Here is a 15,553-nt window from a genome sequence, read left to right on the forward strand (position 1 = left end):
TATTGTTGTGTTGTACAAAGCAGGCGCAACTAATTGGCGGGTGCCCGTAGTGGTGCAAAAGCCTGTCACAGGGCTGCTGTCTTTTAGCTGAACATGTGGATAGTAAGAAGGGTCGCTGGCGGCAACTAACAAGTTGCCGTCGGTTGACGCTTTGTGGGCAATTTAGAGGGGCGAGGGTGGGCAAGCGGTGAAATCCATGTGAAAAATTTGCGTGGGGCATGTAGGCAGCCGTTATTCTCGTTTGGAATCCTTCAAACGAGCGTTCTTATGTTGCAGGTGCAAGGTGTTCGCAAAAACTACGCCACTCCCCAAGGATCGCTGTCGGTGCTGGCGGGCGTGGATCTCTACCTGGGGGAGCGTAGCAGCCTTGCGCTAATGGGCGAGTCGGGGAGCGGAAAAAGTACGTTGCTGCACCTGGTGGCCGGACTTGATCGTGTGGATGGTGGAAGTATTCGGATAGGTGAGCAACAACTCGACCATCTGAATGAAAGGCAATTGGCGAACTGGCGTCGAACCGAAATTGGTTTGGTGTTCCAGCAATTCAACTTGATCGGCAGTTTGCGTGTGGAAGACAACCTGGCGTTCCAGGCGCGTCTGGCCGGGCGCTTTGACCCGCATTGGCAGGCGCAGTTGGTGGAGCGCCTGGGCCTGGGCGATTTGCTCAAGCGCTATCCCGAACAACTTTCAGGTGGCCAACAGCAACGGGTGGCCGTCGGACGTGCACTGGCCTCACGGCCGGGTTTGCTGCTGGCCGATGAGCCAACCGGCAACCTCGACGAAGCCACCAGTGACGAGGTCTTGCAACTGATGTTGGACCTGCTGCGCGACGGCCCTACCAGCCTGTTGATGGTCACCCACAGCCCCCGTATCGCTGCGCGACTCGACCAGCAGGTGGTGTTGCATCACGGCCGCGTCCTGCCGGCGGACGCTCGCTGATATGGCGGTGTTTTATTGGACGTTGCGCGCACTGTTGAGCCATTGGCGGCGTCATCCCGTGCAGTTCTTCAGTGTGCTGACCGGTTTGTGGCTGGCCACTGCGTTGTTGACCGGCGTGCAGGCCCTCAACAGCCAGGCGCGGGACAGCTATGCGCGCGCCAGCCAACTGATCGGTGGTGAACCCCAGGCCAGCTTGAGTGCGTCGGACGGTAGCAGTTTCCCGCAAACGTTGTTTGCCGAACTGCGCCGGGCTGGCTGGCCGGTTTCACCGGTGGTGCAGGGGCGGGTGGTACTCAAGGGGCACGAAGATCAACGCCTGCAATTGATGGGCATTGATCCATTGTCGTTGCCCGGCAGCGGCGCCGTGGCGGGACAACGCTTGAGCCAGGCACAAATGCTCGCCTTCTTCGACCCGCCGGGACGTACCTGGATCGCCCCGCAAACGTTACAGGCGCTTGGATTGCACGAAGGTGCACAGCCACGGACAGCCAGCGGGCAAAGCCTGCCGCCGTTGCAGGTCCAGCAGGACATGGCTCCTGGCACGCTGCTGACCGATATCGGCTTTGCCCAACCGCTGCTGGCGATGCCCGGACGGCTGTCGCGCTTGCTGTTGGACAAGACCTTCGCCACGACTCACCCCACGCCGCCGGCCGCGTTGCAACTCAAGCAAGGTGAAGACAACAACCTCGCTCGCCTGACCGAGAGCTTTCACCTGAACCTTGATGCCCTGGGTTTTCTGTCTTTTGTGGTGGGGTTGTTTATCGTCCACGCCGCCATTGGACTGGCCCTTGAGCAGCGTCGTGGCCTGCTGCGCACGCTGCGTGCTTGTGGGGTCAGTGCGCGCATGTTGCTCCTGGGCCTGGGGGTGGAACTCGGCGTGCTGTCAGTGCTCGGCGGTGTGCTGGGTGTCGCCAGTGGTTACCTGTTGGCGAGCCTGTTGCTGCCGGATGTGGCCGCCAGTTTGCACGGCCTGTATGGCGCCGAAGTGGCGGGGCAGTTGAGCTTGAGTCCAGGGTGGTGGCTCAGCGGGTTGGGCTTGAGTCTGCTTGGTGCTTTGCTCGCCGGCGCCAACAGCTTGTGGCGGGCAGCGCGGTTGCCGCTGCTGGCACTGGCGAATGCCCAGGCCTGGCACGAGGCCCATGGGCGTTGGCTGCGACGCCAGGGTTGGGTGGCGGCGATCGTGCTGATGATCGCGTTGCTGACGTTGTGGTTGGGGGATAGCCTGGCCGCCGGCTTTGTGCTGATGGCGGCCTTGCTGCTGGGTGCCGCGCTGGGGTTGCCGGTGCTGCTCAATGGGCTGTTGAAGGCCGTGCTGGGGCGTAGCCGTTCTGTGCTGGGCCAATGGTTCCTCGCCGATTGCCGCCAACAACTGCCGGCCTTGAGCCTGGCGTTGATGGCGTTACTGTTGGCCCTGGCGGCGAACATCGGGGCGGGCTCCATGACCTCAGGGTTTCGCCAGACTTTCAATAACTGGCTGGAGCAACGCCTGACCGCCGAGTTGTACATCAACCCGCAAAACCCGACCCAGGCGGAAAAATTGGGGACATGGTTGGCGCAACAGACGTTAGTGCAGGCCGTGCTGCCCACCTGGCAAGTGGCGGTGCAGTTGCAGGGTTGGCCGGCGGATGTGTTCGGTGTGGTCGATGACCCGACGTATCGCCAGCACTGGCCATTGCTGGAATCAGCAGGAGAACCCTGGGAGCGTTTGTTGCACGACGACAGCCTGATGCTCAGCGAGCAATTGGCGCGGCGCCTGAAAGTGCGGTTGGGCGACACCGTCGACATCCCCACCCCACAAGGCCTGTGGTCACCCAGGGTCGTGGGCATCTACGCCGACTATGGCAACCCCAAAGGCCATCTGTTGGTCAACTCACAGCATCTGTTGGCGCATTGGCCTACGCTGTCACCGGCACGCTTCAACCTGCGCGTGAGCCCTCACAACGTGACGCCATTGGTGCAGGCGGTGCAGCGCGAATTTGGCCTGGAAGACAGCCGCATCATCGATCAGCAGCAACTCAAGGGCTGGTCCAGCCAGGTCTTCGAGCGCACGTTTGCCGCTACCGCCGCGCTGAACAGCCTCACCCTCGGTGTCGCCGGTGTGGCGTTGTTCATCAGCTTGCTGACCCAGAGCCAAAGCCGTCTCGGCCAACTCGCGCCGTTGTGGGCGCTGGGGGTGACACGTCGGCAGCTGATGCTGCTCAACCTGGGGCAGACCTGGTTGCTGGCGGTGCTCACCTTGATCCTGGCATTGCCCTTGGGGCTGTTGTTGGCATGGTGCCTGGACGCGGTGATCAATGTGCAGGCGTTCGGCTGGCGGCTGCCGTTGCAGGTGTTTCCGGGGCAGCTCGCTCAACTGTTGGGGCTGGCGATGCTCGCCACACTGCTGGCGTCGGCCTGGCCCCTGTGGCAGTTGTATCGCAGCCGCCCGGCGGACCTACTGAGGACATTCGCCCATGAAGATTAAAGCCTGGGTGTGGGCCGCCTTATTGCTGCTAAGCGCGTGCGACAAAGTGCCCGCGCCCGAAGAAAGCTTCGCCGGCCTGGGCAGCGATGCGGCGGACTTTGCTCAAGTGGTGCCTGGCAAAGTCTTCAGCTTTCCCGAGGACCATGGCCCCCATGCCGGTTTTCGCATCGAGTGGTGGTACGTCACCGCCAACCTCAAGGACGCCCAAGGCAATGTCTTCGGCGTGCAATGGACGCTGTTTCGCAACGCGTTGAAAGCCGGCACCACCCAGCCGGGCTGGCACGACTCGACGATCTGGCTTGGCCACGCCGCCGTCACCTCTGCCACCCGGCACTACGCTGCCGAACGTTATGCCCGCGGCGGCGTCGGCCAGGCGGGCGCCCAGGCGGTGCCGTTCAATGCCTGGATCGACGACTGGAACTTCGCCACCCGCCCAGGCGTTGCAAACGCGCTGGCGGACATGCAGCTCAAGGCCAGCGGTGCGCAATTCGCCTATGACTTGCACCTGACCAGCAGTCGGCCACTGGTGCTGCAAGGCGACAACGGCTACAGCCGCAAATCCGACCAGGGCCAAGCCTCGTATTACTACAGCCAACCCTTTTTCACGGCAGACGGCAGCGTCACACTCGACGGCAAAACCTACCAGGTCAGCGGCCCCGCCTGGCTCGACCGCGAATGGAGCAGCCAACCCCTGGCTGCGAGCCAGACCGGTTGGGACTGGTTCTCCCTGCACCTGGACCGAGGCGAACAGTTGATGCTGTTCCGTGTCCGGCAAGCCGACGGCAGCGGTTACTTGACCGGTACCTGGATCGGCCCGCAGGGCCAAACCCAGACCCTGCACAACGCCGATATCCAGCTCACACCACTGGCCACCACTCACATCGACGGCCGCGAGATTCCCACGCGCTGGTCGCTGAAAATTCCCGCAAAGCAGCTGGACATCACCCCGCAAGCCCTCAACCCCAAGGCGTGGATGAACCTGAGTATTCCGTACTGGGAAGGGCCGGTGGGGTTTGAGGGTGGGGTGGGGTATTTGGAGATGACGGGGTACTAGTGGGTACTACAGTTTGGCGAAACTCAGTTGGCCCAGGCTAGCAGCCAGTTTCAAACGTGAAGTCTGCCAATGGCTCAGTGCTTGGATGTGTTGATCGTTGGCGCTGGCGTAAGCTGTAAGTGCATTGAGAACTTCGAGCATACTGCCGACTCCAGCGTGGTAACGGCCTTGGAGTACCTCCAGCGCCTGACGTGATTGCTTTACCAGTGCGTCAGTGCGGTACAGGCTCTGGGCTTCGGTGCTCATTGCCTGGTAGTGGGTCCATAAATCAAGAGCTACGTTTTGCTCAACATTTGCCAGATCAGCTCGATCCGCTTCGGCGCGAGCCTGGGCGTTGCGAATCTGATAGCGGCGGCTGAAGCCGTCGTAGAGTGGAACGGTCAATTGCAGGCTGACGCTGCGGTCTTGGTTGTGTGCATTGCTATCGCCTCGCTGTTTCTGGTTGTCCAATTGCTGCGACACATTGCCGACTAAAGCCAGACTTGGCATGTCGGCGGCCTGGCTTTGCTCGATGGTTGCAAGAGATGCATCCAAACGGGCGCGAGCCGCGTGTAGAGCCGGATGTTCCTGTTGGGCCTTGACCAGCAATTGATCCAGAGCTTTTACGAATTGGGTATCTGGCAGGCGCGTCAGGTCTCCCTTCAACTTCAGATGAGTCTGCGGGGGCAGTCCCATGCGCAAGGCAATAATGCCTATCAAGCTATGTAAGGTTTCTCGGTTCCTGATTTGACGAAGCTGGGCCTGGGACAGGGCGATTTTTGCCTGTAGTGGCTCGGACAGCGCTGCTGCGCCAGCTTTGTGTCTTGCATCAGCCGCTGCCAGGTTTTGCGTTGCCAGTTCGACAATGCTTTCTGACGTATGAAGGCTTTGCTGGGCCGCCAGGGCATCGTAAAAAGCCTGCGCTGCCTGGGCGAAGGCGTTCTGCAACGTTGCGTCCTGTTCTGCGTTTGCTGCCACCAACAAATGGCGCGCATTACGCAGAGCTGCGTTGCGTTTGCCAAAGTCGAACAAAACCCAGCTGAGTTCGAGGAGGGCGCTGTTTTGCTGTTGATTCCCTTCGGTTGAACGCTCTGACCGATGGCTGCTTAGGCGCCCATCTAGGCGGGGCAGAAAGCTTGCTTGGTTGACGCCCAATTGTGCGGCCTGGGCTTTGGCGTTGGCCCAACTGCGGCGAGTCAGAGGGTCGTGGCAAAGGACGCGCTCAATCACGTCATCCAGTGAAACTTGCTCGGGTAGCCTGGAGACCTGGCAGGAGAGTTCATCCTGTGACGCATCGTACACAGCGCTGGTACGACTCGATTCAAAAGCCTCTACCAACAACGAGTATCCGAGTAAATTAATTAACAAACCATAGAACAGGAATCTCATGGCAGGCACTCACTGATGTGGTCGGACCTCTCACACATGATTTTTCCAGCATTCAGGTGGATGACTCGATCCGCTGAAGTGATGGTTTCTGGCCGATGCGCGATCATGATCCGAGTAATGTGCAGGCGACTGATCGCCTGGTTCACTCTCCGTTCGCAAGCAATGTCGAGATGGCTGGTGGCCTCGTCGAGAAAGAGAATTCTGGGTTTTTTGTAGAGTGCTCTGGCCAACAGGATGCGTTGTTTTTGCCCACCGGAGAGCACGGTGCCCATATCGCCTACCAAAGAGTTGTAGCCCATCGGCATGGCTATGATCTCAGTGTGAATCGACGCCACTTGAGTGCATTCGATCAGCCACTGCATATCCACTTGGGTATCGAAGAAACTGATGTTGTCTCTGAGGGAGCCCGCGAACAACACGTCGTCCTGAAGTACGGTGCCTACGAGTTGACGCAGTCCATCAAGCCCCAGCTGCGAAAGATCAATACCGGAGATTTTGACCTGCCCTTGTGTGGGCGGCAGAAGCCCCAGCATGACATTGATTAACGTGCTTTTTCCGCAACCGGAGGGCCCGACGATAGCCACGGATTCGCCTGCTGCAATGTGCAAGTTCAGATTATCCAGCACCCAGGGTTCATGCTCGGAATAACGATACTGCAACCCCTGAATATCGACAGAGACATCCCCCTCAGCCAGTACAACTTCGCCACTGGTGTGTTCAGGCGGATGAAGGACAATGTCTGCCAATCGCTCGCCTTGAAGTTGCAACATACGCAGCTCAAAGAATTTATCGATCAGGCTGGCAACGCGGCTATCGAATTGGGCTTTATAAGCCATGAACGCCATCAACACACCGACGCTGAAGCGCCCTTCGATGACGGTTACCGCGCCCAGCCAGATGACCAGTAAGTTCTCAGCGCCAAACAGTAGTCCGTTCATTTGCTGATAGAGCAGCTGCAATTTTTGGGTACGCAGGCCGGCGTTGATTTGTTCGACCAGTAGGCCGAGCCAGGCTGAGCGTCGTTCCTCTTCACGTTGGAACAACTTCAGCGGACGTATACCGCGTAGGGTTTCCAGAAAGTGGCTTTGTTGGCGGGCGGCATGGATGATCTGTTCCTCGGTCGCATTGCGTAGAGGTCGATACCAGGCCCAGCGTCCCAAGGCGTAGAGCACCATGGCGACAATGGCGATCAGCGCCAGCCGTGGGCTGTAAAGCAACATCATGCCCAACGTGGCGATGGTCATCACGCCGTCGAGAACAGCCGACAGAAAGGCTGCGGTCAGCGTTCGTTGAATACTGTCTACGGCGCTAAAGCGCGATATCAAGTCACCCAGGTGACGTTTCTCAAAGTATTGTGCCGGTAGGCGCACAAGATGGCTGAAGACATTGGCGCGCCACTGCACGCCGAGTAGGGTGCTCAGGTGCATCATCACCCAGCTTCGTACGCCACTGACGGCTTGTTGCATCAACAGCAACATGCCGAAGCCGAGGACCAACGTCAGCAGTAGGTCGTGATCGGCGCTGACAATCACGTTGTCGACGGTCCATTGCAAGAGGAACGGGCTGATCAGCGAAAAAAACTCCAACGTGAACGCCAGCACCACAACCTGAAACAGAGAACGGCTCAACCCGGTGATTCGACCCATCATGCCCAGCAACTTGAGCTGTGGTTTTGGGTCTTGTTTCTCGAACCCGCTATCCGGCCAGAGTTCCAAGGCCACACCGGTGAAACTACGTGATACGGCGTCCCAGTTCAGTTGACGCTGCCCGTGTGCCGGGTCGTGGAGGCTGACGCCCCGCACATTGACCGACTTGAGCACGACGAAGTGGTTGAAGTTCCAGTGCAGTATGCACGGCAGATTGAGTTGCCTGATGCCTTCCAAATCCATTTTTACAGCGCGGGTACCCATTTGCAGGCGGTGCGCACTTTGGATCAACTGCTTTAGATCCACACCTTTAAGCGACACACAAAAGCGCTGGCGTAGCTGTGCCATGTCGGTGTGATAGCCGTGGTAGCCGGCGATCATCGCCAGGCATGCCAAACCGCATTCGCTCGACTCTGTCTGCAGGTGCAAGGGAAGCCTGCGCCCGATACGCAAGGCAATGGCATCGAGAATACTCATAGATGCCCCGCCTGGATTTTGCCTGTCAGGCTGTAAAGAGGTTCGAGCACCCATTCATAGAGGCGCCGAGAGTCTTGTAAAACATCAGCCTCCAACAGCATTCCGCTTTGCAAGGGTTGAGGCATGCCATATGCCATAGCTGTCTGGTCGTCGAGTTGTACCTGCAAGCGGTACAACTGTTCGCCATTCTGCGTCAGGCCTGGCATCTCACCTGCCATGCTGGCGAGATCGTAGGCTGGCATTGCGGTGCGTGAAAGGGACATTACCTGGCCGTGATATTGGCCGAACTTCTGATAGGGGTAAGCCTGATAGCGAATCAGGACAGGGTCGCCAGGCTTGATGAACCCCACTGACCGGCTGGGGGCATAGAGTTCTGCTTGCAAGCGCATGTGCTCGGGCATGATGCTCAACAATACGCGGGCAGGGTCGACCCTTTGGCCCACATCAGCCAATACAGCGGTGGCTATGCCTGAGCCTGGGGCGGTAATCAGTACGCTGCGTTTCGCTTCGCTTTCCGCCAGTTCCTGATCCAATCCTGACAACTGCCGATGCAGATGAGCCAGTTCGTTGGCCTGGCGGGTTTGCAGCCCTGCCAGCTCGTTGCTCCGCTCCGTCAACTGCTGATGCAGTGATGTGCGCTCGCGTTCCAGGCTCTGCAACATCTGGCGCTGCGCAAGCAGGTCAACCTGACGTTGTTGCCATTGGTCCTTGGAGATGTAGCCTTTGTCCATCAGCCCCTGGTAGCGCTCGGCAGCGTTACTCGCCAAGGACACCTGGGTACGTTGGTTGCCGTTCTGTGCCGCTAACGTACTCAACTCTGTGCGCAGGCTGGCAACCTTGCTCTGCAAGCTGTCGCGTTCGGCCTGATGCAGTTGCTGGTTTTTCTCTATTTCATCGATCAACGAATTGCGCCGTTGCTTTAACTGAAAGCTGACACTGGCTTGTACTGGGCCTGCGTCGGAACCATAGCGTTCGCTGGAAATACTTAATAGCGGATCGCCTTGTTTAACTGATTGACCTTCCATGACGAACTTCTCCATCACAATGCCAGTTTGTGGTGTATGTACTTTTATTTGACCGCTGGCCGGGACCAACTGGCCAGTGATGGTGCTGCGCTTGGTGTAGGAGCCCCAGATAAAAAAGCCCATGACCAGTACAGCCAGTGTTCCGGCCAACAAGGTGAGAAAGGTGAAGGAAGTAGGGCGTATCAATACAATTTCGCCCAGGCATTTGATTTGTTGTGCTTCGGATGCGGCAGTACGGAAGAGGGTATTACTCACAAACTTATCTCAAGGTGCTTGATGTGAACTCGTTTTCAACGGTTTGAGTGTTTAGCCATGCAGAGGGAGCAGTCCGATGTCATGGGTAGACCATTTCACCTCGCCTCGTGATCTCAGTAGTTTTGAAATTGCTTCACAGAAAGCGTAAGTGTCACCTGTGACAGCCTTTGCCAAGTGTGAGCGAACTGCATTGAAGTCTTCGCAGTCGTGCAAGTTGAAATGACAAAATTCATTGCTGTATATCCAAGTGCTGTGCTCTATTTGCAGGTACTTTATGACGCTTTGGAAGAGTTTGACGGCTGCACAACAAATCTCTGTTTCGCTCTTTACCTTCTTTAGTTTTATCAGGTTGTTGGTGACGGCCAGTCGGCATCGGTGAATAATTTGTTTGTCGTAGGTCGGGAGGCTCGCGGTGCGTTGAATGGCATTGTTTTTAAGATCCTTGAAGAGATTTCGATCACCAGAGACAAACCTTGCATTGGCCAGTGCATGTGTAATGACAATGCAGCCATTTGAGTGTTCGAGATTTACCAGTCTTTGCAAGTAATGAGTGTCCATGATCGCTATTTGTAAAGGAAAGGTAGTGATGACCTGCTCGCGTAGTGGTTTGTTAACTCTTTCATCGATGACATAGATGTCGACATCGGAATACTCTCCGTATCGTCCGGTGGAATAAGAACCTGTGATAAAAGAAACAAGGCAGCGCTTGTGCCGCGCGCGCACATAGGCGCGCGCGGCGGACAGAGCATGTGTTTGTCCTCCCAGGTTGTGGTTGGCCCTGAAGTGCTTGTTGTTGACCAAGTCTTCGGGGAGTAGGGTTTCGAAGTTGCTCATGGCGTCAGAACTTTCTCGCGAAGTAAGAGGCTAGAAATATTAAAATAAAGGGGCAAATAAGTCCTGCAATGATGCAGCGCTTAAGTGGCTCTTTTCTTTCTCCTTCCTCAAGGTTTAACGTCAGGAACAAAAAGAACATAGTCAGAGCGAAGATGGACATCTTTATTTCATATTTGTATGGGCCGCATATGGAAAAATAGAAAGGGGTGGTGGGTATCAAAAGTCCCATTCTAATTAATGTGGCCTTGCTAAGCTTTTTTTTCATGGATGAACTCGTAGCCTGGTTTGTATTAGCTTTCGCATAGCATGTTGAATTCATCATAAATTGCGGCACCGACGAAGCCTCCAGCAACATAGCCTAGAGTACCGCCGATTGCGGCGCCTATACCTGCACCGACTATTCCACCTACTGAACCAATCGCCGCGCCGATGGCCGCTCCTGTTGCGCCCATGTCTCCGGCTATTTGAACTGCGGCATCCCCCCTGTCAGCCCCGGAAACGGCGTTGATCTCGTCAAGGTTCAATTCAACGAGTTTGGCGTGTGTATAGACCATGGTTGATATTCCTTGTTGATGAGGAATTGAATTTGTTTGTGGTGCAGGGGGAGATTGATAGGGTTTTATGACTTTTTTAATTGTTTTTGGTTTAAGCCAGGTTAAATGATTCAGCTAATTGCATATTTGAGAAGTCGCCGTAAGTACTTTGCAGGCTTTAAGTAGGAATTTTCCTGATTCATATGCTGTTGATTGGGTCAGAACAACGTTAATGCTGTTTGCACACTCTTCCGGTGCTGGTAGTGGTGAATTATTCTTGGGGGTGTTTTCAAAAAATCCAGTGTTTTGCAAAAAATACTGTACATGCATACAGTTTTATCCTACAGTCCATCCCAGGTGACAGGACGTCACCCGTCACCTGAGCTTCAATTTTTTAACTATGGATGGATAAAAAATGAAATCGAAAAAAGCCCAGATCCTGGGCGCGACCATGATGGCTGCCTGCTTCACTTCGGCCTCTGCCCTGGCCGAGCAAACTCTTCCCAAACTCACCCCCGGCACGGTCAACCAAGCCGTCCTTGATGCGCTGAAACCTGGCGGCAAGATCGAAACGGTGCCGGTTTCGGCCGAGCTTCGGCAAAAACTGCTGGATGCCATGAAGGGCAAGGCCAAGGCGATCACCAAGGGCACCAAGCCGGCACCGTTCAACACCGTCGTCGGTGAGTTGAAAAAGCCGAGTCAGGCTCAGTTGAAAAGCGCTGCGGTCGCTGACTTTGTGCCGTTGTTTCCGACCCTGGATGTCAACACGCTCTACACCATCGACCAGGTGCAGACAGGTCAGGATTTCACTTACCACTTCAACCTGCCGCAAAACGCGCGGGCGGTGGTGCAGTTGATCAACCAGAGTGCCGGTGCCGATATGTCCCTGAGCCTGTTCGTGGATGACGGCCAGGGCAACCCGCTGTTGGTGGCGACGTCCGATAACCCGGGCAATGCCGATGAATACCTGGACGGTGTACTGCCGGCCGGTGACTACTACTGGTTCATGCTGGCCAAGACGGCGAACAACGCGCAGTTCAGTTTCGGCGTGGCGGTGGACACCAATATCGACGCCTTCGAGCCCAACGACACGCCGCAAACCGCGTTCGTGCTGCCGGACTCGATGAACAAGGTGAGCGGTAACCTCGATAACGCCAGTGATGTCGATTATTTCGACTTCAAGGCCGTGCGCGGTCAGAGCGTGAGCATGTTCCTGGCGGGTGATGAGAACGGCAGCCGTAACCAGTGGATCTTCGATCGCTTCGACGGCGTTAATTGGATCACCGTGCCGGCCGGGTCCACCTCGACCTACCCAAGCGTTGCGCCGGGCACCACCGTCAAGGTACGTGTGCGGGCCAACCCGGCGGTGACGCAGGACCCGAGCAAGTATTACCAGTTGAGCCTGGGTTCCACGCCACGGCTGGACACCCATGAAGTGAAGGGTGACAACATCGTGCGCGTGCCAGTGGGTGAGATGCCGCTGGCCACACAAACCGCACGCGTGCTGAACTGGTCGACCAAATGGTCGGACTCCACCGGTGCACCGCTGCTGGGCGTGACTCCGGTGCTGCGCGTGGATAACCACTTCGTCGACCTCAACTACCGCTGGGTGGATTACAAGGCAACCACCAACAGTGCGGGCGTGTCCTCGGCCACGGCCAATATTGGCAGCTGCTTCGGTGACTACAGCACCGTGATCAACGACAGCAGCACCGGCGTACCATACAAGTGGGCGACCACCTACAACCAGGGTGGCTGGCGCATCGAACTGGCCGAGTTCCCCGGTGTGGGCGTGGGCGGTAATAACGTGCAGTACGTGAGCCTGGGCCACATTTGCACCCAGGACATCATCCACTGATTGGTTGATGTGAGTCAGGAGGGGCAGCCGTGATTGGCTGCCCTTTTTTATTCGCGTGGGTTTATTCGTGGGGCTTATTCGTGGATCAATGCCAGCGTCAACGGCAGGCGTGCCATGCTCGTGTTCTTCAGCGAGCCCAGGTATAACCAGTCGCCATACTCCCGTGCCGTGGTGATGGGCGAGTAGTTGCCCGCACTGCCATCCTGCAGGTTGGCGATCACTTTGCCGTCGGTGTCCAACCCCAGCACAAAGGCTTTGCGCTCGATAGGCTTGGGCACCACCATCAGTGCGCGCACCATGACTTTGCGCAGCGAGGGGTAGCCGGCAAAGCCATCCAGCAGCGGGTTGCGCGGCGAATACAGGGCGACCCAGAAACGGTCGTGACCGTTGAAGCTGAGGTTGTCCGGCAGGCCGGGCAGGTTGTCGATAAACAGGTCGTGACTGCCGCTGCGTTCGCCCTTGAGCCAATAACGGCTGATGCGGTAGGCGCCGGTTTCATTGACCAGCACGTAGCGTTCATCCGGCCCCAACGCTACACCGTTGGCGAATTGCAGATGGTCGAGCAACACCTCGGTGCTGCCGTTGCTGAAGTCGTAGCGCAGCAGCCGACCGTCACCCCCATGTTCAATGACCGCTTCGCCATCCTGGCCGTAACCCCAGCGGCTCGACGCGTCGCTGAAATACGCATAACGCCCCGCGGCATCCACGGCCACATCATCGGTAAAGCCAAAGGGCACGCCGTTGGCGCTGGTGCTCAGGGTGGTGAGTTGGCGGGCACTATCCAGGGCGAGCAGGCCCTTGACGCCATCGGCGATGATCAAGCGCCCATCCGGGTGCAGCGCCATGCCCAAAGGGCGGCCACCGGTATTGGCGAGCACTTCCAGGGCCTGGCTGTCGGGCGAGGTGCGGATGATACGCCCGTCGTGCAAACCACTGATGAGGAAACCCTGGGCATCCAGTAGCAAAGCTTCGGGACCGGGGATGTTCTGCGCGCCGATTTTCTGCACCGCCTTGAGCCGCTGGTTTTCTGCATACACGCCGTCTTTCAACGAGGGCGCCTTGGGTGGCGTCCAGTTCACCGGCTGGACTTTGGTGGGCATCAGCAGCAGAAAAGCGATCACGGCCAGAAACAGTATGAACAGCACATGGCGTAGTTTTTTGGGACGGGTACTCATGACGATTCCTGGTTTTCGTGGATGGCCGGCTCCCAATGCAGGGTGCCGAACAGGTAGTCCATCAGCGGCAGCACGATGTTGAAGTTGCGTCCTTGCATCAGCTCACGACGATGATGCAGGGCGTGCAGCCGGTGCATCTGGCGCACCCAGGGCAGGCGCGCCACCGGGTGTTCAGCGGGCAGGTGTTCGCAGGAGTGAAACACTTCGTAAAGTAAATACCCGAGGATCATGCACCCGGCAAACAGCCCGGCGACGTTGGGGTTCAGTTGCTTGAGCAGCCACCAGGCGGGCAGGGTGATCGCCAGGCTGTGCAGCACGATCAGCCAGGCCGGGAACAGGATCACGCGCCAGTCCCGAGGGCCGTCGAACGTCATGTGGCCGGGGGTGAAGAAGCTGTGGTGATCGCCGGTATGGCGCGCGTAGAACAGCCGAGCGAAGGCGTGCTTGTGATGGCCGAGGTGGCGGTGCACCAGGTAGATGCAGAGGTTGAAGAACACCAGGGTCAAGGGCACGGTCAGCCATTGCAGCACTGTGATATGCGCGGTAGAGGACCAGGCCACGGTGATGCAGAAAATGCCGTAGCCCAAGACGAAACTGGCATGCAGCCAGGGGTTGTAACGCGGGCTGACGTCGGCGCGGTAGCGGGCACGAAACGTTTCGGTGGGATGGGGCATGGCGGGCTGCTCAGGTTTTTTTGTTGGAAAGTGAGCTTAGTTGGCGCTAGGGAATGTGCGAGTTTTTGCAGGCAACGCACCACTCATGTGGGAGCGGGCTTGCTCGCGAATGCAGAGTGTCAGTCAACAGATTCATTGGCTGATTCACCGCATTCGCGGGCAAGCCCGCTCCCACATTTTGATCGCGGCCGACCAGTGGCCCCTTGCGCCCCTCTTATTTCCTTGTTAGTTTCTCGCAAAATGTTAACGATAACATTTGCTCTAACAATAAAAACAAAACAGAGACTCACGCCATGAAAATGCTCCCGAAAACCCTGTGTTTACTGGCTGCCAGCATCACCCTCGGCAGTGCCGTCCCAGCGTTTGCCGAAGCCGCCAAGCCCATTCGCATTGGCGCTTCCTTCCAGGAAATCAACAACCCTTATTTCGTCACCATGAAAAACGCCCTCGAAGAAGCGGGCGCGACCATCGGGGCGAAGCTGATCATCACCGACGCCCGTCACGATGTGTCCAAGCAAGTCAGCGATGTCGAAGACATGCTGCAAAAAGGCATTGATATCCTGCTGATCAACCCCACGGATTCCGTAGGCGTGCAGTCCGCCGTCAAGTCCGCCCATGCCGCCGGTGTCGTGGTGGTGGCGGTAGACGCCCAAGCCGATGGCCCGCTGGACTCCTTCGTGGGCTCGAAAAACTTCGACGCGGGGTTCCAGGCCTGTGAATACCTGGTCAAGAACATCGGCGACAAAGGCAATATCGCGATCCTCGACGGCATCGCCGTGGTACCGATCCTCGAACGTGTGCGCGGTTGCAAAGAGGCCGTGGCCAAGCACCCGGACATCAAGATCGTGAGCATCCAGAACGGCAAGCAGGAGCGTGACCAAGCCCTGACCGTCACCGAAAACATGCTGCAGGCCCAGCCCACTCTCAAGGGTATTTTCAGTGTGAACGACAACGGCTCCCTGGGTGCGCTGTCAGCCATCGAAGCCAGCGGCCTGGACGTAAAACTGGTCAGCGTCGACGGCGCGCCGGAAGCGATCAAGGCGATTCAGAAACCCGGCAGCAAGTTCATCGCCACCTCGGCTCAGTACCCCCGCGACCAGATCCGCCTCGCCCTGGGCATTGCCCTGGCCAAGAAATGGGGCTCGCAAGTGCCCGCGACGATCCCGGTGGACATCACCCTGATCGACCAGGCCAAGGCCAAGGACTTCAGCTGGTAGATCCCCCAGGCCTCACGCAATCCGTGGGGCTCAAGGT

At 57.6% G+C, this 15,553-nt stretch carries 12 protein-coding genes; 5 read left to right on the plus strand and 7 right to left on the minus strand.

Annotation, left to right across the window (positions count from 1 at the left end):
* The first annotated feature begins 267 nt into the window (after positions 1 to 267).
* From AC07V4_RS05845 to AC07V4_RS05855, 3 genes are read left to right on the plus strand one after another with little or no spacing between them, the layout of a single operon-like run.
* Positions 268 to 936, plus strand: a complete 669-nt coding sequence (locus tag AC07V4_RS05845) for an ABC transporter ATP-binding protein (RefSeq protein WP_492635617.1) — start codon at positions 268 to 270, stop codon at positions 934 to 936.
* 1 nt (position 937) lies between these two features.
* Positions 938 to 3,400 carry an ABC transporter permease gene (locus AC07V4_RS05850; protein WP_492635616.1) on the plus strand — a complete coding sequence of 821 codons (2,463 nt, stop codon included), beginning with the start codon at positions 938 to 940 and terminating at the stop codon, positions 3,398 to 3,400.
* Positions 3,390 to 4,454, plus strand: a complete 1,065-nt coding sequence (locus AC07V4_RS05855; RefSeq protein WP_492635615.1) for a lipocalin-like domain-containing protein — start codon at positions 3,390 to 3,392, stop codon at positions 4,452 to 4,454. The genes AC07V4_RS05850 and AC07V4_RS05855 overlap by 11 nt, the downstream gene beginning before the upstream one ends.
* A gap of 6 nt (positions 4,455 to 4,460) precedes the next feature.
* On the opposite strand, the gene AC07V4_RS05860 is transcribed toward AC07V4_RS05855, so the two are convergent.
* The 5 genes from AC07V4_RS05860 to AC07V4_RS05880 form a co-directional block, all read right to left on the minus strand.
* Positions 4,461 to 5,822, minus strand: a complete 1,362-nt coding sequence (locus AC07V4_RS05860; protein WP_492635614.1) for a TolC family protein — start codon at positions 5,820 to 5,822, stop codon at positions 4,461 to 4,463.
* Positions 5,819 to 7,945: a peptidase domain-containing ABC transporter gene (locus AC07V4_RS05865; RefSeq protein WP_492635613.1), complete on the minus strand. Its 2,127-nt coding sequence runs from the start codon at positions 7,943 to 7,945 to the stop codon at positions 5,819 to 5,821. Before AC07V4_RS05865 ends, AC07V4_RS05860 begins: the two co-directional genes overlap by 4 nt.
* Complete coding sequence (locus tag AC07V4_RS05870) at positions 7,942 to 9,225, minus strand: HlyD family secretion protein (RefSeq protein WP_492635612.1); 1,284 nt, start codon at positions 9,223 to 9,225, stop codon at positions 7,942 to 7,944. Before AC07V4_RS05870 ends, AC07V4_RS05865 begins: the two co-directional genes overlap by 4 nt.
* Positions 9,226 to 9,276: 51 nt before the next feature.
* The gene (locus AC07V4_RS05875) at positions 9,277 to 10,059 is read right to left on the minus strand and encodes a nucleotidyltransferase domain-containing protein (protein WP_492635611.1); all 783 of its coding nucleotides are present in this window, start codon (positions 10,057 to 10,059) and stop codon (positions 9,277 to 9,279) included.
* Between the two features lie 290 nt (positions 10,060 to 10,349).
* A complete protein-coding gene (locus tag AC07V4_RS05880; RefSeq protein WP_492635610.1) occupies positions 10,350 to 10,613 on the minus strand; it encodes a hypothetical protein in 264 nt (87 codons plus the stop codon).
* A 394-nt stretch (positions 10,614 to 11,007) separates the two neighbouring features.
* Here AC07V4_RS05880 and AC07V4_RS05885 point away from each other — a divergent pair, with 394 nt between their 5' ends.
* Complete coding sequence (locus AC07V4_RS05885; RefSeq protein WP_492635609.1) at positions 11,008 to 12,450, plus strand: hypothetical protein; 1,443 nt, start codon at positions 11,008 to 11,010, stop codon at positions 12,448 to 12,450.
* A 74-nt stretch (positions 12,451 to 12,524) separates the two neighbouring features.
* Here AC07V4_RS05885 and AC07V4_RS05890 read toward each other — a convergent pair whose 3' ends face one another.
* Positions 12,525 to 13,625 carry an SMP-30/gluconolactonase/LRE family protein gene (locus tag AC07V4_RS05890; RefSeq protein ID WP_492635608.1) on the minus strand — a complete coding sequence of 367 codons (1,101 nt, stop codon included), beginning with the start codon at positions 13,623 to 13,625 and terminating at the stop codon, positions 12,525 to 12,527.
* Positions 13,622 to 14,299, minus strand: a complete 678-nt coding sequence (locus tag AC07V4_RS05895) for a sterol desaturase family protein (protein ID WP_492635607.1) — start codon at positions 14,297 to 14,299, stop codon at positions 13,622 to 13,624. Before AC07V4_RS05895 ends, AC07V4_RS05890 begins: the two co-directional genes overlap by 4 nt.
* Before the next feature lie 293 nt (positions 14,300 to 14,592).
* On the opposite strand from AC07V4_RS05895, the gene AC07V4_RS05900 reads away from it, so the two are divergent.
* The gene (locus AC07V4_RS05900; protein ID WP_492635606.1) at positions 14,593 to 15,516 is read left to right on the plus strand and encodes a substrate-binding domain-containing protein; all 924 of its coding nucleotides are present in this window, start codon (positions 14,593 to 14,595) and stop codon (positions 15,514 to 15,516) included.
* The last annotated feature ends 37 nt before the right edge of the window (positions 15,517 to 15,553 follow it).

It is taken from the genome of Pseudomonas sp. GW821-FHT03A09, from assembly GCF_059421065.1.